Here is a 20,959-nt window from a genome sequence, read left to right on the forward strand (position 1 = left end):
TTTAAATCATGGCTAATAGTTAATTGATGTATTGCTTTTATACTAATAAGGATGAAATCTTATAAATGGATAATATAGTAATAGATAAAAGAATAACAATAAATAGAGTTACATTCGGTATGTTCTTGGCGTTAGTCGCTCAGGGCTATTCAGAGAGAACCAACGCTGAAACCACCGTAATACCCGCCAATGAACATGACATAGTATTAGATGAGCTAAAAGTAGAGGGAAGCAGTAACGCCCATGAGGGGGACTGGGTTTACGATGAACTCCATTCTGTTAGTGAAATCTCTCGCGAACAGCTCGATAATCGGCCCGCCCGCCATGCGGCGGATATATTGGAACAAACCTCCGGTGTCTATTCCAGCGTCAGCCAACAAGACCCTGCACTTTCAGTCAATATCCGTGGCATTCAGGATTATGGCCGCGTGAATATGAATATTGATGGTATGCGGCAAAATTTTATGAAAAGTGGTCACGGTCAGCGCCACGGTGTGATGTATATCGATCCGGAAATACTGGGTAATGTGGTGATTGAGAAGGGGGTCACCAGCGGTATTGGCGGAGCGGGGGTAATAGGCGGTATTGCAACGTTCAATACAATTAATGCCAGTAACTTTCTTGAACCGGGGAAAGAAATTGGCGGCCAAATCCGCGCCCTCACCGGTGATAATGGCACCAATTTTATTGGCAGCGCCGTACAGGCGTTGGGGAATAAACATGGTGATATATTAATTGCCATCAGCGAGCGTAATTTAAGTGATTATTGGCCGGGCAATAAAGGGAATATGGGGGATATTCGATTTGGCACTGCCAAGAAGAGAATTAATTATGATATTAAGAATAATAAAGTTGAATATACCCGATATAAAATGCGCTCACAACTGGCCAAATTAGGTTGGAATTTACCTGCTAATCAGCGCTTGATGCTAAGTTATTTGCAAACACAAATTAATAGCCCTAATGCCAGCATGTTAACTCAGATTGTCGATAAGGCAGACCCCTACCGTATAATAAAGATAGGATGGAAAAATAGCAGTGTCAGCGATGTGCTGAATCGTAATATTGGATTGGATTATAGCTTCAGACCAGAACATATCGCCTGGCTAGATGTCGCGGCAAAGATTTATTACGTTGATACTGATGATGAAACCAATACTCTCTGTTCTGATGCTATTTATTGTAAAAAGTTTTGGACTCAAACCCGCCTGACCACTCATGGTTTACAACTGCAAAATACCAGCTTCTTTACCTACGCCGATCAGCATCAATTCCATATTAACTATGGTCTTGAATGGTTTAGTGACCGCTCCAGAGGTAACTCAACGCACGAAACGATGCTTGGCCTCACTCCGCCGGGCAAGCGCACTATTACCAGTCTTTTTGCCCTGTTGAATTATGAACATGCGAACTGGCTGCGGCTGGAAGGCGGGCTGCGTTATGATCAATTTCGCTTACAGGGTAATACCTGGATGCAGAGCAAAAATTTCCGCGAAAACTATACCAGCGAAAATCCCTGCAACCAAAAGACACATGAGCAATATATTATTAATGAGAGAAGACGGTGCTCATTTAACTGGCCGTTGAAAATGACCTGGGAGGTCGATCGCCGTGAGCAACAACTGTCACCCACACTGGCCATCGGCATCAAGCCCGGTGTGCAGTGGCTGGAATTTTTTGGCAATTATGGCAAATCCTGGCGGCCACCGGCGATTACTGAGGCGCTGGCCACGGGGAGCGCCCATGGCCACAGTTGGACTTTGCCTAATCCTGTTTTGGCGGCAGAGCACTCCAAAGCCTGGGAAGCCGGCATTAATATCCAACACAGCCATCTATTTATTGCAGAAGACCGCTTGGTTGCCAAGCTGGCCTACTTTGATACCCGCGTCACCAACTATATCAATCTTGAACTGTCCAAGACTAAGCCGCTGCATGGCAGCGGGGATTTTACCAACGCTACTTATATTAATAATTTACTGGTCACCCATTTTCGAGGTCTTGAATATCAATTAAGTTATGATGCAGGGGTGTTTTATACCAACTTAAATTATACCAGAATGATTGGAGTTAATACTGTTTGTTCGAAAAGGGCCTGGTTAGGTGGTGTAAAGGGCATAGCAAGTAATAAAAACTATAAGAACTATAAAATCTATTCTATTGATAGAGATGATGTAAATAATATAGTTGATTGCTTTGTGGTAAATAATTTATTTGGCTCTTCTGCCTATTTACCGGGTGATCGCGGTAGCTTAACTTTAGGTGGAAGACTTTTTGATAAAAAGCTGGATCTCGGCACCGTTATTCGTTATAACAAAGGACACCAAGATAAATCAGTTATCAATAACAAAGGCCATGCTAATACCGCTTATGTTGCTGATTGGCCAAAGTATACCATATTTGATGTTTATGCCAGTTATAAGATAACTAATAATTTAACTTTGCGCAGTTCAATAGAAAATATAACTAATCGTGCCTATCTTGTGAGTTATGGTGATTCACTTTCTTTCGCACCAAGCCGTGGCCGAACTATTCAAGGTGGTTTTGAATATAAATTTTAGAATTAATATTTAAAATAAAAATAGAAACTGATAGAGATTTTAAATGTTCAGATGGAATAATAACTTCATCTGTAGCCATGTGACTCAATGATGAGTCATATTATTGTTGTTAACGATAAGGAAATTTATTATGACAGTAACTATCAAATATCAAAGTCAATTCAGTAATGATACTCTAACTTCTTATACTAAACAGTGGGCCACGGCTCATGGTGATATAAAAGATACCCAAGCCGAGGGTTATTCCAAGGACTTTGGGCAATTTGCCGGTGGTAGTATTTTTAATGGTACTCAATATTCAGTTGGCAGCTCGCACAGTGGTGTTAGTACTGCGATGATTGTTGAAGGAAATTTGGAGTACACCTTTATGCCTCAGCATACTTTCTACGGTAAAATAGATAGTCTGGAGTTGGGTGAGAACTTGAGCGATAATGCCAATGGCATTGGTAAAAAGCTTGACAAACTGCAATTGAAAATGTCCGATTTAGATATTACCGGTGAATTTGATCCTAGCAAAACAATGGTAGAGAACCACCAAGGGGATATGCATAAAGCTACATATGGCCTTATGAGAGGTAATGCCGATCCATTGCTAGAAGTGCTCACCGCTAAAGGCATTGATGTTAATACCCCACTTAAAGATATGGCAATCGCCAGTCAGTTTGAGGATATGGTATCAGATGCACCAATGATTGATACCGTTGGCGTAGTTGAAAGCAGTGATATGTTATTAGCTGCTTAAGTAAGACTTCCGGAAAAGGATTTTCTGGTCGGATCTAGCTGTTGTGCAATAAGTGTTAGTGTACTTGTAATAAGTGTAAGTGCGCCACCGCCGTACGTTGCTATATTGGGTGCGACGGTGGTTCATATTTTATAAAAGGATTTAAATATGAAAATTACTATTAAATATCAGGAAGAATTTAAAAACGAAACTATTTCATCTTATACTCACTGGTGGGCCAATGACTTTGGTGATATAGCTTTGGAACCGAGTAAAAACGAATATCATCTTTACTCGGCTGGCCTAAATCCTCCCACCGTTGGTGTGAAATATGCAATTCAAAGCACTTCCTCTCAAAGTAAAGCTGCAATAGTGATGGAATCTAAGGGAATGCACGCGGCGACGGTATTACAAGCCGCTAATGGAGCCAAGATATCAGCAGAGCCTACCTTAATTCCTGGTGAGAGTGAAGGTTTGCAGTTTGGCAATTATTTAATCTCAATTTCAGATACTGATTTAGCTGGTTATCAATGTAATCAACTGAAACTCCAGCAAGTGCAATTGGAATTCAGTGGGTTAGATATTTCAGACGATATTGATGTTTCAATGTTTGAGGTGATTTTTGCGATTGCTGTAGATAATAGCTATCCAAGTGATATGAATCGAGGTGTATACGGTCTGCTGAGGGGAAATAATGCTCATATATTGGAAATTCTTCAATCCCAAGGAGTTGACGTCAATACACCGCTCAAAGATTTAGCAATTGCCAGTCAGTTTGATGTTATTACCAATATTCCAGTGATTGATACTGTAGGTACAACAGATGAAAGCGGATTATTATTAGTTGCTTAATTTTACTGATTTTAATATTAACTTTAAATTAAAAGGATATTAATATGACAATAACGATTAAGTACCATGAAAAAATAGCCAATGAAACGATCTCTTCATACAGCCAACAGTGGGCTACTAATTTTGGTAATATTTTATGGGCGACAGGAATTGATTATACTCTTAACGCTTCGGGTTATTCCATACCTCCTGCTGATAGCATAAAATATGTAGCAGCAAGTACTCATCATAATCAGGCAGAGAGTAATGCCGCGATAGTGATAGCACTTAAAAAAGTTGCAGATAATCCATCTATTGACGTCAACGTCAGCTTGGAGTTCGGTGAAGCCTTGGTTCCTATTGCCAATGATGGCATGAAAAAACAACCACACCAGCTTCTTTTGCAGCAAGTTCAGTTAGATATCAGTGGATTAGATATTCGGGCTGATGTTGAAAGTTCAATGCCTATCTTGGATTACGTCTTATGGCAAGATATTTATTATCAGGGAGGTCAAAACCTGGGAATATACAATTTGTTGAAAGGCAACGCGGAGCCATTGCTGGATATTCTTAAAGCTCAAGGAATTGATGTCAATACACCGCTCAAAGACTTAGCAATTGCCCGCCAATTTGATGTTATTACCGATATACCAGCGATTGATACGGTGGGTACAGCTGATAATACGGAAATATTATTAGCTGCTTAAATATTTCCTTGACCCAAGGATGATTTACATACTTAGTCATAAGTTAAAAGGATATTATTATGACAGTAACTATTAAATATCAAAGCCAACTATCAGATTACTCAATTTCTCATTATATTCACCAATGGACTGCGGCTTATGGTGATCTGATTCAAACACCAACTTCTTTTAAAACTTACGGTACCTTATCTAGTCACATTGATGCTAATAATAATGAAATTGTTCAAGTAGAATTTCAAAGTTTTTACGAGAGTAACGCAGCAATGATTATTGGGGGAAGTAGACTTGAGCAGGTAGGTAATTATTTTATTATGAAAAAAAGTATACAAACATTAGAGTTTGGTGAGTCACTCATACCGAATGCGGAGAATACGGGTAAACAAATTCAGCAACTACAACTGAAACTGGACGGTTTAAATATTGAAGATGACTTGTATCCTTCTCTATGTTCAATATCCAAGGCATTTGATGCTGAACCGCCTTATCAAGGTGGAATAGATCATGGCACATACAATTTGTTGAGAGGTAATGCTACCCCAATGTTGGATATCCTCAAACTCCAGGGAATTGATGTGAATACCCCACTTAAGGATATGGTTAGCGCTAGCCAATTTGAAGTGGTAATTGATGCATCCATTATTGATACAGTGGGAGTCACTGACAGTAGTGAAATGTTGTTAGCAGCGTAAATGGCTCATAGCCCAATAATGGGTCACATACATAGTCATAAATAAAAAGGACATTATTATGACAGTAACTATAAGATATAGCGAAAATATAAAGGATGAAACTATCTATTCATATACTCACAAATGGATAGCTGATTTTAATATGCCCACCGAAGAGGGTTCTAATTTCGTAGGTTTTCATGGCCTTAAGAATGCTGAGATTAGGCAGTACGAACAATTCTCGGTAACTAATACCTCAGGAGATAAAGCCACAATAATTATGAGTGGAGAGATAAGTTATAATTATTGCCACAGAACTATTTACGGCAAAGTGGAAATTTTGGAACTAGGTAAAGAAGGGATTGTTCAAAATGAGAAGGGGCAACCTATAATTGAAAAGCATTTAGTGGAACCTCAATTAATATTTAATAATTTAAATATCATCGGTGAGTATGATGATTTTAAAATAACCGCCGAAAATCGAAAAAATGACATTCATCAGATTGGGTTTAATTTAAAAAAAGGCAATGCAGATATACTCTTGGAGATATTAAAAACGCAAGGTGTTGATGTTAATATGCCACTTAAAAATATGGCGAGCGCCAGCCAGTTTAACATTCCAGTCATTGATGCCTTAGGTATAAACGATAATAATGACATATTATTAGCAGCTTAATTAAAGGTGCTAAAGGGTGATTATCTGGCTGTATAAGTAATGCCACCATGATACATCTCTATATTTACCATTGTGGTGGTTATTATTATAGGAATTAAATTACCCATGAATTTATATATTCTGACAAATAAAATATTTATATAAACTAAAATAAGTTGCCAGTGATTTTACGATAAAATTTTTTCAGTATGGAAATGGATGCCATGAAGTCACAAAAAACTATCGACCTTTCTTCGGATTCACTGACAATTCTTTCCGTTCTGGCCAGTCACAAGAAGAGCCTGTGGGGGATAGGACTTTTTACAGCAGTAATTAATCTTTTGATGTTAGCCCCCGCGATTTATATGTTGCAAGTTTATGATCGGGTTTTGGCATCAGCTAATACCATGACATTGTTGATGCTTACTGTTCTGGTTCTGGGAATATTTGTATTTATTGGCCTACTTGAGTGGATTCGCAGTGCGATAGTTATTCGGCTCGGCACGCGTATAGATATGCAACTTAATCAACGAGTTTTTAATGCTGCTTTTGCATCCCAACTTATGGGGCATACCACACCCGCGGCCCAGGCGTTGAATGATCTCACCTCTTTACGCCAGTTTGCGACCGGTAATGCCCTATTTGCTTTTTTTGATGCTCCCTGGTTCCCGCTTTATTTACTGGTTATTTTTGTACTCCATCCCTGGTTGGGTGTATTAGCCGCATCTGGGGCTTGTGTGTTGATTTTTCTGGCCTGGCTTAACCAGTGGGTGTGTAAAAAACCATTGAAAGAAGCATCCACTGTCACCTCACAAGCAACGCAACAGGCGAATGCGAACTTGCGTAATGCGGATGCGATTGAAGCGATGGGGATGCTGGATGCATTACGCAAACGCTGGTTAGCACAGCATTCACGTTTCCTTTATCAGCAAAATGTAGCCAGTGATAAAAGCAGTCAGGTCACTGCGGCATCCAAATCCAGTCGTCAGGCCTTGCAATCAATGATGTTAGGGCTGGGTGCATTACTGGTCATTGATGGCGCAATTACGGCTGGCGTCATGATTGCCGGTTCCATCTTAATCGGACGAGTATTGGGGCCAATTGATCAATTGATTGCCGTTTGGAAACAATGGAGTCATGCACGATTATCTTATTTGCGTCTCGTTCATTTATTGGCTGAGCACCCACCAGTGCCAACGGGTATGGCACTCTCGGCACCCACAGGAAAGCTCAATGTGACGCAACTGACGGTGTGTAAACCGGGTACACATATTCCCATTTTATATTCCATCGATTTTGAATTGCAGGCCGGTGATATTTTGGGCGTTTTAGGGGCGTCGGGCAGTGGCAAATCGACGTTGGCAAAACTATTGGTGGCATGTAAACCCGCCTTTAGCGGCTCGGTACGGCTGGATAGCGCAAATATTTCTCAATGGGATAAAACTCACTTGGGACAATTTATTGGTTACTTGCCGCAAGATATTCAGCTATTTCGAGGTTCGATTGCAGAAAACATTGCACGCTTTGGCACTATTGATACCGCAAAAGTGGTTGCGGCAGCGCAAATGGCGGGGGTACACGATTTAATCCTGCATTTGCCACAGGGTTATGACACTCAGCTTGGCGACGGAGGGGCGGAATTATCCGGCGGTCAGCGTCAGCGTATTGCTCTGGCGCGGGCAATGTATGGTGTGCCGCGACTTATTGTGTTGGATGAACCCAATGCCAGTCTGGATAAGGACGGCGAAAAAGCCTTATTGGCAAGTATCATCCAACTCAAACAGCAGGGTTGTACCATTGTGATGATCACCCATAAGCCAGAACTATTATCAGGTAGCGATTTCTTGTTGTTACTCAATAAGGGGCGGATGGAATTGTTTGATCGTACTGCGACGGTTCTACAGAAGATTAAAGGCACAAATAAGCCGGTGGTCAACGCTGAAATCAAGACTCCGGGCAGCCAAAAATCTTGGGGGGGCGGTATGTCATATGCTGTCGTCCCTGCTCGCACAGCATCACAAAAATCATAATGTTAACTATATACCGACATACCCACATATCCACGGATGGAGTCATCACCAATGTTACCTGAATCTGACCACTCTTCGACTAAGAATTTAAGTCAACATCCACCACTACAAACCAATAGCGGGAGATATCTTGGTCTCGGCGCATTATTGGTTTGTGGCGGCTTTATCGGTTCTTTGCTGTGGGCGGGGCTGGCCCCTTTGGATAAAGGTATTGCGGTGATGGGGCATATTGTTGTGGCGGAAAACCGTAAGTTAGTGCAACCGCTGCAAGGAGGGCGTATCCAGCAATTGCATGTTGCTGAGGGCGATGATGTCACACAAGGGCAATTACTTATCACTCTGGATGATACTGCGTTACTTAGCCATCGCGATAATTTACAAAATCAGTATTTGAGTGCGCTCGCTCAGGAGTCTCGTCTCACGGCAGAGCAACATGAATTACCGACAATTATCTTCCCTCCAGCATTGCTTCAATATCCAGCACAAGCTTTAGTTGAGCGAAATACTGTGTTGCAGCAGCAGCTATTTCTCCATCGTCGTCAGGCCCAATTGAGCGAAATTGCTCGGCTATCAGCACAAATTACTCGTCACGAGAGTCGGTTGGATGGATTACAAGTGGCACGTAGCCATAACCAGCGCCAATTTGATCTATTCCAGCGGCAATTGCAGGGAGTACAGTTATTGGCAAAAAATGGTCACGTTGCTCAAAGCCAGTTGTTAGAGATGGAGCGTCAGGCGATTTCATTTCGCGCAAATATAGAAAAGAATACCAGTGAGATTTTGGAGCTTCACAAGCAAATTAGCGAAACAGAGCAGCATATCTTACAACGCCGCGAGCAATATAAAAGTGAGAATCGCGAGCAACTGGCTAAAGCACAACAAAACACTCAAGAGTTAGAGCAGCGTTTGAGTGTCGCGGAATACGAATTAGATAACACGCGAATTTATGCACCGGTCAGTGGCACGGTTATCGCGCTCGCCCTACATACCGTGGGTGGGGTGGTCAGTACCGGGCAAACATTGATGGAATTGGTTCCCAGTGGGCAACCACTCTTGGCCGAGGCTCAGCTTCCGGTTTCCTTAATTGACAAGGTGATGGTCGGGCTACCGGTGGATCTGAATTTCTCTGCTTTTAATCAAAGTAACACTCCGCGTTTACAAGGTTCGGTATTACACGTTGGTGCGGATCGAATACAGCATCAGCACACTTTAGAGCCTTATTATCCTTTAACTATCGCCATTGATACCACGCAAACCGAGCTGGAAATCCGGCCCGGTATGTCGGTTGATATTTTTATCCGTACTGGGGAGCGCTCATTACTTAATTATCTGTTTAAACCCTTAACTGATCGTCTGTACGTCGCTTTTGCTGAAGAGTGATTTTGGAGGTAACTGACTGAAAATAATTAATATAGTGATTAAATTTATGAAGATACAGCAAACTAACCGCAGTATTATGCTTTGGTGGGGTAGCGCACTCTTAACAAGTGGTATCCATATTTATTTAATATGGATAATGAGTAATCCATTCTTGCCTCCGACAGATACCGCAGTCCCCCCTGTAGCGATTTTGCTCGCGTTGTCGGCAGAACCGGAGTTTACTCCGAATGTGCAGCAAGATCCGGTGGTGGGTGTCAGTCAGGATTTCAACGAACCAACAGCAGAGCCGTTGGAGAGTCAGCCAGAGGCGGTGAGTCATACACTGACAGCGCCTGAGCATCCTGATGCTTCATTGATTGTTGAAAAAAAAGTGGAATCCCCTCCCCAAAAACGGCCACAACAAAAGATCATTACGCCGCGCCGCCCTGTCAGTAAACCGGTAGCTGAAAACTCTAACAATCCACCTTCCATACCTGCCGCCGTCACCAGTACCCCTTTGTCTGGTGAAAGTCATCAAGTCGCAGCAGCGGCGAATAGCCATTCTCTGCAAAGTCAAAAGAGCAAAATGAATTGGAAAAGCCGCTTACAAGGGCATCTGATGGGGTTTAAACGTTATCCCCCGATAGCCAGAAAACAGCACCAACAAGGGACAGCGATTATTCGTTTTGTGGTCAATAAAGAGGGGTATGTGCTATCGACTATGCTGATTAAGAGCAGTGGTGCCGCGGCCTTAGATCAAGAAGCATTGGCAGTGATTAAACGCGCTCAACCCTTACCCTTACCACCTGCCGAGCTGTTATCAAATGGGCAAGTCACATTGGCTATGCCTGTTGGTTTTGATCTTAAGAATAAAAAACGATGAATAGCGCAATATTCTCGGGGCAGTACGGATAACTAAAGGATAAAAAAACCGGGCGTAAAGCCCGGCTGAATTATTGTTAACAGATTAGCCACAATATTATTCGCCTGGGCAGCGTAGGCAACGTTCGGCCTCGTCAGTACCCAGCTTCAATTTGGACTGCAAATCACGCAATGCAGTCCGCAAGCCTTCTTCAATCACGGGGTGATAGAATGGCATATCCAGCATCTGGTTGATGGTCATTTGTTGTTGATGCGCCCAGGCCAGCAGGTGGGCAATATGTTCGGCACTTGGCCCCATCATCTCGGCACCCAGGAAACGGCCTGTTCCCTGTTCGCCATAAACCCGCAAGATGCCTTTGTTTTTCAGCATGACTCGTGAGCGGCCTTGATTCTCAAAAGAGACTTCGCCGACTTCAAAGCAACCGCATGCACTGAATTTTTGCGACAATTCGCGAAACGTAGAACCTACCATCGCGATTTGTGGGTCAGAGAACACCACGGATATTGGGCTGCGACGCAAACCCGGCACCACTTCAGGGAACCCACCAGCGTTTACCCCCGCGATACGAGCCTGATCACTGGCTTCATGCAGTAAGGGTAATTGGTTGCTGGCATCACCGGCAATAAAGATATGCGGCACGCTAGTCTGCATTGTCAGCCGGTCAGCTGGCGGAACACCACGATCATCAAGCACCAGTGAGGTATTTTCCAAACCGAGTTTATCGACATTTGGGCGGCGGCCTGTGGCAGCTAAAACATAATCCACCATGATTTCTTGTGGTGAACCGGCTTCATCCAGATAGCGGATAAAGACTTTATCCCCTTCGCGCTGCATCACTTCAACTTTCACATCTGGGTTGAGATAGAACTCTTCACCCAAGGTTTTTGCTGCGTAATTGCGCACAATACTGTCTGTCAGCGGGCCGACACCACCACCCACGCCGAACATTTTGACTTGAACGCCGAGCCGATGCAGTGCCTGACCAAGTTCCAGCCCAATAACGCCTGGCCCGAAAACAGCGACTGATTCGGGTAAATTGTCCCAATTGAATACGTCGTCGTTGACGATCAGCCGATCACCCAGCTCATTCCAGGCGGCAGGCCAGCTTGGGCGAGAGCCAGTGGCAATCACGATGCGTTGTGCAACAATACGAGTGTGATCATCGACTTGTAGTGTGTTGTCATCAATAAAACGGGCATAGCCCTGAATTTTGTCATTAGCCGGAATGTTATCGACACCTTCCAGAACAAAACCCACAAAGCGGTCGCGCTCGCGTTTTACGCGATCCATGACTTCGCGGCCATTAATCAGAATGTCGCCTTGTGGGTGGATACCAAAACCGGGGGCTTTTTCAATCTGATGTACAGCTTCAGCCGCCGCAATCAGCAGTTTGGATGGCATGCAACCGACGCGGGCACAGGTGGTACCGTACTCGCCACCTTCAATCATTACTACATTGGGGGTCGCCAGTTTGGCCGCGCGATAAGCGCCAAGCCCGGCAGTGCCGCCGCCAATCACGGCGACATCAACGTTTAAGGTTTTCATGTCTGCTCCATAACAGGAAAAAAGGGTAGGCCGAAGCCTACCAAGTTACTTCATATTATCTTCATTCTATTAATATTATTAAGCAGATAAGTAATTCTCTAAATCATCACTACCACCAATGTGGCGGCCACCGATAAACACTTGTGGCACTGTCCCACGGCCAGTAACAGCACGTAAACTGACGGTGGTAGCATCTTTACCCAGTACGATTTCTTCATACTGAATGCCGCGATCTTGCAGCATCTGTTTGGCTTTGGCGCAGAATGGGCAGCCCGGTTTGGTAAAGACAGAAACCGATTCCTGTACTTTAAAATCAGGAGCCAGATATTTCAGCATGGTGTCAGCGTCAGACACTTCAAACGGGTCGCCCGGTTTGTTTGGCTCGACAAACATTTTCTCAACCACGCCGTTACGTACCAGCATGGAATAACGCCATGAACGTGGCCCGAAGCCCAGATCCGCTTTCTCAACCAGCATATTCATACCTTTGGTGAATTCGCCGTTGCCATCAGGAATGAAAGTGATATTTTCTGCATTTTGATCGGCTTTCCAGGCATTCATCACGAAAGTATCATTGACCGACACACACAGAATGCTATCAACACCGTGCTGTTTAAACACACCGGCCAGTTCGTTATAACGTGGCAGATGGCTGGAAGAACAAGTTGGAGTAAAGGCACCCGGCAGTGAAAATACGATGACGGTTTTATTGTTAAATAACTCATCGGTAGTTACATCAACCCACTGGTCGCCCTGACGGGTATGGAAAGTGACTTGTGGGATTTTTTTACCTTCTTGGCTAGTAAACATCTGTAACTCCTTAATTAGAAAATAAAATATTTAAATTTTTCTGAGTATCTTTTCGTTGGGACACATTATTCATTTTATCACTTGATAGTTCTAATCACTGGTTGCTATCTTATCTATCGTTAATGGCTATCATAAAGCGGAGCACCGATGAATATTCGTGATTTAGAATACCTAGTGGCGCTGGCTGAGTTCAGGCATTTCCGGCGCGCAGCCGACTCTTGTCATGTCAGTCAACCCACATTAAGTGGCCAGATTCGTAAGCTGGAGGATGAACTGGGCGTGATGTTGTTAGAGCGCACCAGTCGTAAAGTGCTGTTTACACAGGCAGGGTTATTGCTGGTGGAACAAGCCAGAACAGTATTGCGAGAAGTGAAAGTGCTCAAAGAGATGGCCAGTTTGCAGGGTGAGAGTATGTCTGGCCCACTGCATATTGGGCTTATTCCTACTGTTGGGCCTTATTTGTTGCCGCAAATCATTCCTATGTTGCATCAAACATTTCCAAAACTGGAAATGTATCTGCACGAAGCGCAAACCCAAAACCTCCTGGCGCAGTTGGATAGCGGTAAACTCGATTGCGCTATTCTGGCTCTGGTCAAAGAGACTGAGGCCTTTATTGAAGTTCCGCTCTTTGATGAGCCGATGCAATTGGCGATTTATGCCGATCACCCATGGGCCGATCGTGACAAAGTGCAGATGCATGAGTTGGCGGGCGAGAAATTGCTGATGCTGGAAGATGGTCACTGCTTGCGTGATCAGGCGATGGGTTTTTGCTTCCAGGCGGGCGCTGATGAAGACACACATTTCCGCGCTACCAGTTTGGAAACACTGCGCAACATGGTTGCTGCGGGTAGCGGGATTACGCTATTGCCATCACTGGCGGTACCGAATGAAAGAAAGCGTGATGGTGTTTGTTATCTGGAATGCTACAAGCCAGTACCCAAGCGCACCATTGCGTTAGTGTATCGCCCCGGCTCCCCATTGCGTGGCCGCTATGAGCAACTTGCCGAGGCAATACGTGAACACATGCAACCGCGCATGAATCCAGATGTTATCAACCAAAAATTAGAACAAGCGGTTTAATCCATTGAGCGCTGCCACTCGGTAGGCTTCCGCCATAGTTGGATAGTTGAAGGTAGTATTAACGAAGTATTCGATAGTATTGCCTTCTCCTTTTTGCTCCATGATGGCCTGTCCGATGTGGATAATTTCAGCCGCACGTTCACCAAAGCAATGAATGCCGAGGATCTGTTTAGTCTCCCGATGGAACAGGATTTTTAAACTGCCGGTATCCATACCAACAATTTGCGCCCGTGCGAGATGTTTAAATTGCGCGCGACCCACTTCGTAGGGGACTTTCATCGCCGTCAGGTCTTGTTCCGTTTTGCCCACCGAACTGATTTCTGGAATGGTATAAATTCCGGTTGGAATATCTTCGATCAGGTGAGTATTCGCTTCGCCTTTGATCATCGCCTGTGCTGCAATTCGCCCTTGGTCATAAGCCGCAGAGGCCAGACTTGGGTAGCCAATCACATCCCCAACCGCATACACATGGGGAAGCGCTGTCTGATACATGCTGTTGACCTTCAACAAGCCGCGGCTATCCGCCTCCAGCCCAATCTTCTCCAAGCCTAAGCCGCTGGTATTACCGGTGCGTCCATTGGCATACAGCAAGCAATCCGCTTTGACCTTTTTGCCTGACTTCAGATGGACAATCACTCCGTCAACGGTTCCCTCTATCTGCTCAAATTCTTCGTTGTGGCGGATAACCACGCCGTTATTCCAGAAGTGGTAAGAGAGGGCATCTGACATTTCCTGATCGAGGAACGCCAGCAGACGGTCGCGGGTATTGATTAAATCAACTTTGACACTCAAGCCACGGAAAATTGAAGCGTATTCACAGCCAATAACTCCGGCGCCATAGATAATGACGTGTTGTGGCTCATGGCTGAGCTGTAAAATAGTATCGCTGTCGTAAATGCGTTCGTGGGTAAAATCAACATTTGCCGGGCGATAGGGGCGTGAGCCAGTCGCTATCACGATATTCTCGGCTCGCAGTGTATCGCTAGTACCATCTGCATAACGCACGTTGATAGTATTGGCATCAATAAAACTGGCATCGCCGGAGAACATTTGGCAGTGATTACGATCATAAAAGCCCTGTCGCATGCGGGTTTGCTGGTTAATAACACGGTCCGCATGGTTTAAAATATCAGCGAAAGAAGAGCTGATAGTTCGGGCATTGTCGCTGTAGAGTGGGTTTTGATTGAACTCGATAATACGGCTAACGGCGTGGCGCAAAGCTTTGGAAGGGATGGTGCCCCAATGGGTGCAACCCCCGCCCACATTACTGTACCGTTCAATCACGGCAACGCGGGCACCTTGCTTGACCAACCCCATAGCGGCGCCTTCACCGCCAGGACCCGAGCCAATAACAATGGCATCAAAATGGAAGTGCTGTTGCATGTAGGAGAGACCTATTATTATACAAAATTACAACGCTACATTAACATCATCCTAAGTATAACCCAATAAACAATGGGTAAATCGCCATATGTGTGCTGTAAAGCGGCAATTGCACATGGGAATGATACGTTTGTATAACGGTTGTTACTATAAAGTTTGGTATATTGCTGACTATATGTCTTAGATTGAGAAATTGGATATCCCTTGGGTACGATTATGGGCGTCAGAGCACAACAAAAAGAGCGGACTCGTCGTTCCCTTATCGAAGCGGCGTTCAGCCAACTGAGTGCTGAACGGAGTTTTGCCAGCCTGAGTTTGCGGGAAGTCTCCCGTGAGGCGGGTATTGCACCGACTTCTTTTTATCGGCATTTCCGTGATGTAGACGAACTTGGGCTGACAATGGTCGACGAAAGCGGCCTGATGTTACGCCAACTGATGCGCCAAGCTCGTCAGCGGATTGCCAAGGGCGGCAGTGTTATCCGCACATCCGTATCGACATTTATGGAATTTATCGGCAATAACCCTAATGCATTTCGCTTATTGCTGCGGGAGCGCTCCGGGACATCCGCCGCATTCCGTGCGGCAGTTGCGCGTGAAATTCAGCATTTTATTGCCGAACTGGCCGATTATCTTGAGCTGGAAAATCACATGCCGCGCAGCTTCACAGAAGCGCAAGCTGAGGCCATGGTCACAATTGTCTTCAGTGCAGGTGCAGAAGTGCTGGACGTAGATGCAGAACAACGGCGACAGTTAGAAGAACGCCTGGTTTTACAACTGAGGATGATCTCCAAGGGCGCTTATTATTGGTATCGGCGCGAGCAGGAAAAGCTCGCTGTGTCCCGCGCTTAATAAGGTAAGGAAAACAATGGAACAATCTTGCTCTGAAAAACAATCTTCCTCGGAAAAACAAGCTTATTCTGAAAAACAACCTCACCGTGAAACCGGCACCCTGCCGCTGGCTTTGATTACGGGTTTGGCAATAAACGGTTCATTTAACGCGTTATTCAGCGCATTTGTACCATTTTCAATTTTTCCGCTGCTGGCATTAATCCTGGCGGTTTATTGCTTGCACCAGCGCTATCTCAATTTTGCCATGCCACAAGGCCTGCCAGTATTGGCTGGAGCGTGTTTTTTACTTGGCATTTTATTGTATAGCGCGATTGTGCGGGTTGAGCATCCGGCGATTGGTTCTAACTTTGTTCCTTCAATTCTGAGTGTGGTGTTAGTGTTTTGGATCTTATTCAAACTGAAAGCGCGCAAATCGGCGCAAACAGACATCAATACCGGCACAGATACAGATAACCAGCAGCCATAATAGCTTTATTGTTCACTATCAAATCCAATAGAAAGGGCAACATCGCGTTGCCCTTTTTTGTCTTGATTCCTGCTGTTCGTCAGTCACGTTTTTCCAGCAAAACCCCACACTCCATATGATGGGTGTAAGGGAACTGATCAAATAGCGCTAATCGGCTGATTTTATGTGTGTGTTGCAACTGTTCAAGGTTGGCACACAGGGTTTCTGGATTACAGGAGATATAAAGGATACGCGGGTAAGCTTGTACCAGTTTGACGGTTTCATCATCCAGCCCACTGCGCGGCGGATCGACAAAAATGGTCTCGCAGTTGTAACTACTCAAATCGATGCCCTTCAGGCGGTTAAACTCACGCACACCTTGCATGGCCTGGGTAAACTCCTCCGCTGACATCCGGATAATTTGTACATTATCAATATGATTGGCAGCGATGTTGTACTGCGCTGCGGCAACTGACGGCTTGGCAATTTCAGTTGCCAATACCCGATCAAAATTACGCGCCAACGCCAGTGAGAAGTTACCATTGCCACAGTACAATTCCAGTAAATCACCGCTGGCATGTTGGGTGACGTCAATCGCCCATTCCAACATATGAATATTCACCGCCGCATTAGGTTGGGTGAAACTATTCTCAACCTGACGATAAATCATGTCGCGTCCGGCGACTGGCAACACTTCGTCGATATAATCGTGATCCAGCATAATTTTGGTTTTTGACGCTCGGCCAATCAGTTGCAAATCAAAGCCTTGCTCACGCAACTGATCACGCAGTTCCTGCGCTTTTTGCTGCCACTCTTCATCTAATGGACGGTGATATAGCAAAGAGGCGATCAGTTTGCCGCTCAGGGTAGATAAATAATCAATCTGGAACAGCTTGCGCCGCAAAATCGGCTCGGCTCTGATGGCAGTCATTAACGCGCTCATCAGACGATTAATTAACAGACTGGCTACTGGGAATTGCTCAACCCGAATTCGCTGCTTGGTCTGTTGGTCAAACATGATGTGGTACAGGTCATCTTCGTCATGCCAAACGCGAAACTCGGCTCTCATGCGGTAATGTTCTGCTGGAGAACGGAATATTTCCGCAGCGGGTGCCTGAAACGGCGACATCATCGCCTGAAGACGGGCAGATTTTTCCGCCAATTGGTGCTCGTAGCCGTCAGTCGGCAGGATGTCAGGAGTCATGTTTCTTCTCGTCTGGACATAATAAAAGAGGAGTATTGCTGCGGATTGTAGGGAAAGTGGCTCTGATGTCCAGTTTTGTTGTATTTATTCATTGTAACAATAATGGAAGTCTAGACATCTATTTTACTTGATCGTAGCATTGCGGTCCGGCCTCAGGCTGTTACTTAAACACCTAAGAGTTAAAAGGGAATCCGGTGTAAATCCGGAGCTGACGCGCAGCGGTAAGGGGAAGTCACGGCGATAGGTTTCAACCAGACACTGTCCGTAAGGATGGGAAGTCATCGCCCGCTCTGTTTTATTCATAGTTAGATAACAGAGATCCCAAGCCCGAAAACCTGCCGGTATACGTCGCAATATTCGTGGTCGTCGCGTACTACCGGCCATGGCTCTGCGGCATCCGCTATTTGAGTTTGGATGCTTTCTTAAATGATCACTAAAAATACAATCACAATAAAAAAATATACGCTGCTCACCGCTCTCTCTGTGACAGCATTCTCTGGATGGGCGCAAGACAACACCACAACCGGTAATAAAGATGAAATGGTGGTTACCGCCAGCCGTTTCAAACAACCTGTTTCGACTGTATTGGCTCCTGCCGATGTGGTCACGCGCGATGATATCGACCGCTGGCAGGCGAAAAGTCTTAATGAAGTGATGCGCCGCTTACCTGGAGTGGATATTGCGCAAATGGGAGGGTTAGGTCAGGGTTCTTCTATGTATATTCGTGGCACCGAAGCCCGCCATGTCCTGATATTGATTGATGGTATTCCTCTGGCACGTACCGGTATCGTCAACAGCGTTAATCTCGATCAAATCCCTATTTCCTTAGTGCAACGGGTTGAATATATCCGCGGGCCACGTTCTGCTGTGTATGGTTCTGGTGCCATTGGTGGCGTCATTAACGTGATTACGCAGACAGACCAGGAAGGTGCGCAGATTAATGCTGGGATCGGTTCTAAAGGCTATCAGCAATATGATGGCAGTGTCCGCCAGCGCTTTGGCGATACCTTGGCCACGTTAGCGGGCGGGTATCAAACCAGCAACGGGTATAACATCAAACCTGACTCACCGAACCCAATCGATAATGACCGCGATGGTTTCCGCAATAAAAACTTCTGGGCAGGGTTGGAGCATCAATTCAACCAAGAGATCTCCGGTTTTGTCCGAGGTTATGGTTATACCAACAATTCTGATTACGATATTGGCAGTTTGTCGTCCCCGGCTTATAGCGGCGATGAAGAGCGGCTCTATAACCACACTTATGATGCGGGGCTGCGTTATACGTCGGGTGCCTACTCTTCACAATTAATCGGTAGCTATCAGAAATATAAAGACTACAACTTTAGTAGCCAATATGGCCGCTATGGTGTGGCTACCACGCTGGATAATATGGACCAGCGGAATGTGCAATGGGGCAACACTTATAGCTTTGAAAGTGGAACATTGAGCGCGGGCCTTGACTGGCAGCAACAGCGTTTGACCTCATCTAGTCAGACCATCGCTGATACTTATAAGCGGGATAACACCGGCTTATACCTTAGCGGACAGCAGAAAATCGGCAATGTGACGTTAGAAGCTTCTGGCCGTGGCGATAAAGATGAGCAATTTGGCTGGCATGAAACATGGCAAACCGCAGCGGGCTGGGAGTTTGTTCCTGACTATCGCGTGACTGTATCTTATGGTACCGGCTTCCTGGCACCGTCTCTGGGTCAGCAATATGGTTCGCAGCGCTTTGACATCATCTCCAACAGTGACCTTAAGCCGGAAGAGTCTCGCCAATGGGAAGCGGGTTTGGAAGGAGTGACCGGGCCACTTGACTGGCGTTTGTCTGCTTATCACAACAAAATTGAAAACCTGATTGATTACTCTTTTGATAATTCAATATTCAAAGGGCATTACTACAATGTCAATTCTGCGACTATAAAAGGTGTGGAATGGACGGGTAACCTCACTACCGGCATATTCACACACGGAGTCACACTGCAATACATTGACCCGCGTAATGATCTGAATAATGAGGTATTAGCTCGCCGTTCTAAGCAACAGGCGAAGTATCAGTTAGATTGGACGATGTTTAACCTTGATATGGATGTCTCTTATCAGTATTACGGTAAACGTTATGACAATAGCACCTCAGCTTATAGCTCGACTCAGCGTGAATTGTCGAGTTACAGCACAGTAGACGTTTCTGCGGGCTATCCGGTTACTTCTCATCTAACAGTTCGTGGTAGAATTGCCAACCTGTTTGATAAAGAATACGAAACGGCTTATGGCTATAAAACCGCTGGACGAGAGTATTACCTCACCGGAAGCTATAACTTCTAAGGCTGATACTGCTCCTCGCCCGACAGCGCTGATTTTTGACTCAGGTGTTGGCGGGCTGTCTGTCTATCAGGAGATTCGGCAATTGCTGCCGGATCTCCACTATATATATGCTTTCGATAACGTCGCGTTCCCTTATGGGGAGAAGTCAGGCGAATTTATTGTTGAGCGCGTACTGGAAATTGTCACCGCCGTACAACAGCGCCACCCGCTGGCTATTGTGGTTATCGCCTGTAACACGGCCAGTACGGTCTCCCTTCCTGCTTTACGCGAACGTTTTACCTTCCCGGTAGTGGGGGTGGTTCCGGCCATCAAACCTGCGGTACGACTCACACGTAATGGTGTTGTCGGTCTGCTGGCTACTCGTGGCACCGTTCATGCTTCTTATACCCAGGATTTGATCGAGCGCTTTGCGACAGACTGCAAAATTGAGTTACTGGGATCATCTGAGCTGGTGGAGTTGGCGGAAACCAAGTTACATGGTGGTGTTGTTCCGAAGGAAGCATTAAAGAAAATCCTTCATCCGTGGCTCGCCATGCGTGAACCGCCAGATACCATCGTTTTAGGTTGCACCCATTTTCCTCTATTAACTGAAGAGTTAGCGCAAGTGTTACCAGAAGGCACCCGAATGGTCGATTCCGGCGCTGCAATTGCCCGCCGTACCGCCTGGCTTATCTCTTCTCAAGAAAATGTGATTTCTTCCGATGAAGAAAACATCGCGTATTGCATGGCACTGAATGCGGATACTGACGCTTTATTACCCGTTCTGCAGGGTTATGGCTTTCCATCGCTGGAAAAACTGCCAATTTAACGGTGTTTTGACTAAAGAATCAGCGGTTGAAAAGTTTTTTGAAATTAGGGGTTGCAGGCTGTCAGGAACTCCCTATAATGCGCCTCCACTGACCGGGA

General features: G+C 45.2%; 18 protein-coding genes and 1 riboswitch. Of the genes, 14 read left to right on the forward strand and 4 right to left on the reverse strand.

The genetic code is table 11. The annotated features are described in order from the left end of the window. The first annotated feature begins 65 nt into the window (after positions 1–65). From HU019_RS18280 to HU019_RS18320, 9 genes are all read left to right on the forward strand, one after another. Positions 66–2,558 carry a TonB-dependent hemoglobin/transferrin/lactoferrin family receptor gene (locus HU019_RS18280; RefSeq protein WP_174850069.1) on the forward strand — a complete coding sequence of 831 codons (2,493 nt, stop codon included), beginning with the start codon at positions 66–68 and terminating at the stop codon, positions 2,556–2,558. Positions 2,559–2,688: 130 nt separating this feature from the next. Next, positions 2,689–3,300 (forward strand): heme acquisition protein HasA, encoded by a 612-nt coding sequence (locus HU019_RS18285; RefSeq protein WP_174850070.1) that lies wholly within the window; start codon positions 2,689–2,691, stop codon positions 3,298–3,300. A 147-nt stretch (positions 3,301–3,447) separates the two neighbouring features. Beyond that, positions 3,448–4,131 (forward strand): heme acquisition protein HasA, encoded by a 684-nt coding sequence (locus HU019_RS18290; RefSeq protein ID WP_174850071.1) that lies wholly within the window; start codon positions 3,448–3,450, stop codon positions 4,129–4,131. A 44-nt stretch (positions 4,132–4,175) separates the two neighbouring features. After that, positions 4,176–4,817 (forward strand): heme acquisition protein HasA, encoded by a 642-nt coding sequence (locus HU019_RS18295; RefSeq protein ID WP_174850072.1) that lies wholly within the window; start codon positions 4,176–4,178, stop codon positions 4,815–4,817. A 59-nt stretch (positions 4,818–4,876) separates the two neighbouring features. Further along, positions 4,877–5,506 (forward strand): heme acquisition protein HasA, encoded by a 630-nt coding sequence (locus HU019_RS18300; protein ID WP_174850073.1) that lies wholly within the window; start codon positions 4,877–4,879, stop codon positions 5,504–5,506. 58 nt (positions 5,507–5,564) lie between these two features. Beyond that, positions 5,565–6,161, forward strand: a complete 597-nt coding sequence (locus HU019_RS18305; RefSeq protein WP_174850074.1) for a heme acquisition protein HasA — start codon at positions 5,565–5,567, stop codon at positions 6,159–6,161. 188 nt (positions 6,162–6,349) lie between these two features. Next, positions 6,350–8,170, forward strand: a complete 1,821-nt coding sequence (locus tag HU019_RS18310; protein WP_227739205.1) for a type I secretion system permease/ATPase — start codon at positions 6,350–6,352, stop codon at positions 8,168–8,170. Between the two features lie 51 nt (positions 8,171–8,221). Further along, positions 8,222–9,550, forward strand: coding sequence for an HlyD family type I secretion periplasmic adaptor subunit (locus tag HU019_RS18315; RefSeq protein ID WP_174850076.1), 1,329 nt, complete (start codon positions 8,222–8,224; stop codon positions 9,548–9,550). Between the two features lie 46 nt (positions 9,551–9,596). Continuing rightward, positions 9,597–10,412: an energy transducer TonB gene (locus tag HU019_RS18320; protein WP_174850077.1), complete on the forward strand. Its 816-nt coding sequence runs from the start codon at positions 9,597–9,599 to the stop codon at positions 10,410–10,412. Positions 10,413–10,508: 96 nt separating this feature from the next. Here HU019_RS18320 and HU019_RS18325 read toward each other — a convergent pair whose 3' ends face one another. After that, on the reverse strand, positions 10,509–11,957 hold the full coding sequence (locus HU019_RS18325) for a dihydrolipoyl dehydrogenase (RefSeq protein WP_174850078.1): 1,449 nt from the start codon (positions 11,955–11,957) through the stop codon (positions 10,509–10,511). A gap of 78 nt (positions 11,958–12,035) precedes the next feature. Continuing rightward, positions 12,036–12,767: a glutathione peroxidase gene (locus tag HU019_RS18330; RefSeq protein WP_050076974.1), complete on the reverse strand. Its 732-nt coding sequence runs from the start codon at positions 12,765–12,767 to the stop codon at positions 12,036–12,038. A 147-nt stretch (positions 12,768–12,914) separates the two neighbouring features. On the opposite strand from HU019_RS18330, the gene oxyR reads away from it, so the two are divergent. Continuing rightward, positions 12,915–13,847 (forward strand): DNA-binding transcriptional regulator OxyR, encoded by a 933-nt coding sequence (gene oxyR, locus HU019_RS18335; RefSeq protein ID WP_050076975.1) that lies wholly within the window; start codon positions 12,915–12,917, stop codon positions 13,845–13,847. On the opposite strand, the gene sthA is transcribed toward oxyR, so the two are convergent. Then, complete coding sequence (gene sthA / locus HU019_RS18340) at positions 13,830–15,230, reverse strand: Si-specific NAD(P)(+) transhydrogenase (protein WP_174850079.1); 1,401 nt, start codon at positions 15,228–15,230, stop codon at positions 13,830–13,832. The genes oxyR and sthA overlap by 18 nt on opposite strands. Before the next feature lie 216 nt (positions 15,231–15,446). On the opposite strand from sthA, the gene fabR reads away from it, so the two are divergent. Together fabR and HU019_RS18350 are read left to right on the forward strand one after the other, a co-directional pair. Beyond that, on the forward strand, positions 15,447–16,079 hold the full coding sequence (gene fabR, locus HU019_RS18345) for an HTH-type transcriptional repressor FabR (protein WP_005163800.1): 633 nt from the start codon (positions 15,447–15,449) through the stop codon (positions 16,077–16,079). A gap of 16 nt (positions 16,080–16,095) precedes the next feature. Continuing rightward, positions 16,096–16,545, forward strand: coding sequence for a YijD family membrane protein (locus HU019_RS18350; RefSeq protein WP_174850080.1), 450 nt, complete (start codon positions 16,096–16,098; stop codon positions 16,543–16,545). A 79-nt stretch (positions 16,546–16,624) separates the two neighbouring features. Here the strand turns inward: HU019_RS18350 and trmA are convergent, their stop codons facing one another. Next, positions 16,625–17,728 carry a tRNA (uridine(54)-C5)-methyltransferase TrmA gene (gene trmA, locus HU019_RS18355; RefSeq protein ID WP_019080260.1) on the reverse strand — a complete coding sequence of 368 codons (1,104 nt, stop codon included), beginning with the start codon at positions 17,726–17,728 and terminating at the stop codon, positions 16,625–16,627. Positions 17,729–17,858: 130 nt separating this feature from the next. After that, a riboswitch (cobalamin riboswitch) is annotated at positions 17,859–18,085 on the forward strand. A 69-nt stretch (positions 18,086–18,154) separates the two neighbouring features. On the opposite strand from trmA, the gene btuB reads away from it, so the two are divergent. Together btuB and murI are read left to right on the forward strand one after the other, a co-directional pair. Further along, complete coding sequence (gene btuB, locus HU019_RS18360; RefSeq protein ID WP_174850081.1) at positions 18,155–20,053, forward strand: TonB-dependent vitamin B12 receptor BtuB; 1,899 nt, start codon at positions 18,155–18,157, stop codon at positions 20,051–20,053. Beyond that, positions 19,998–20,861, forward strand: coding sequence for a glutamate racemase (gene murI / locus HU019_RS18365; protein ID WP_020282388.1), 864 nt, complete (start codon positions 19,998–20,000; stop codon positions 20,859–20,861). The genes btuB and murI overlap by 56 nt, the downstream gene beginning before the upstream one ends. Positions 20,862–20,959 lie beyond the last annotated feature (98 nt).

This window comes from Yersinia artesiana, assembly GCF_902726545.1.
Classification (GTDB): Bacteria; Pseudomonadota; Gammaproteobacteria; order Enterobacterales; family Enterobacteriaceae; genus Yersinia; species Yersinia artesiana.